This window comes from Vibrio sp. 378 (assembly GCF_033339435.1).
The window spans coordinates 1-1,082 of sequence record NZ_JAWOUO010000145.1 but is presented as its reverse complement, the minus strand read 5'-3'; the positions used below and the strand labels follow the sequence as shown (position 1 = coordinate 1,082).

Sequence of the window (1,082 nt, the reverse complement as noted above, 5' to 3'; positions counted from 1 at the left end):
GATATCGATGTGCGTCATGCTAGCTTCCTCTCATTCCATCTGGTTTCACGACTTTTTATAAGCCGTCAGCAAACAACTAAAAAAAGTATTGGATAGATGTTCTGATTTGTAAAAATGATAAAAATGAATGTAACGTTCGGAAATTTTGATTACTGAATGGAAGGCGTTGTCTATAGCAAATACCAACGCCCACAAAGCACACCGAGGTAACGGCGCGCTGCTGGGTTTAAACGATTTTGATTTCGAGATTATTTGAGAGATTGCTTCGCGATACGGGAAAGCGCTTCGAGACTGGAAACGTCCACATAGTTTGGGCGAAACGCGAGGGCTATTCTGCGGTGGGGGCCGGGCTCGTTTAAATGCACAGCTGATAATACTGGGTAGTGCGTGACGAGCTGTTCCAGTGCCATTTCCGGGATCAAGGTTGTGCCCATTCCACTCATTACCATTTGAATTAACGTGTTTAGGCTGGTGGCACGGTATTCCTGATTGGAGGTTTGTTCAGAGAGGCGGCAGGCATCCAAAATATGATCTTTGAGGCAGTGGCCTTCTTTAAGCAGCATGAGGTTGGTTTCTTGTAGTTCTTCGGACGTAATGCTGCTTTTGTCTGTGTGCATTTGCCCATCGAGCGCGACCCAGTAAAAGTCTTCTTGCCAAAACTCTAACGTTAACAAGCCGTCACAAGGGTAGGGGATGGCCAGCACGGCCGCGTCAATCTCACCGCTGTGAACCATGTCGACAAGGACATGCGACTGTTCTTCGACGATGTCTATTTTCGCGTTGGGGTACTGCTCTTTTAAGGTGAGTAACAACTTTGGCAGAAGATAAGGTGCAATGGTCGGGATCATGCCTATGGACAACGGAAAGCAAAAAGGTTCGCCGCAACTGTGGTCGAGGTGTGCCATGTCTTCCAGTTGAAGCATGATGTTGCTGGCTTTGTCCAAAACTTCACGACCAAGTGGCGTGACGAGCACTTTTTTATTGTCCCGCTCAAAAATCTTAATGCCTAGCTGACGCTCCAGTTCACTGACGCCTGTGCTCAACGTTGATTGGCGAACATGACACAAATCTGCTGCTTTACG

Annotated in this window: 1 protein-coding gene; it reads right to left on the bottom strand. The window is 47.3% G+C overall.

Annotated features, from left to right (window positions below; all coding sequences use genetic code 11):
- Positions 1 to 248: 248 nt before the first annotated feature.
- Positions 249 to 1,082: hydrogen peroxide-inducible genes activator (locus R7Q48_RS24725; protein ID WP_318132753.1), on the bottom strand; the 834-nt coding region annotated here is incomplete at its 5' end.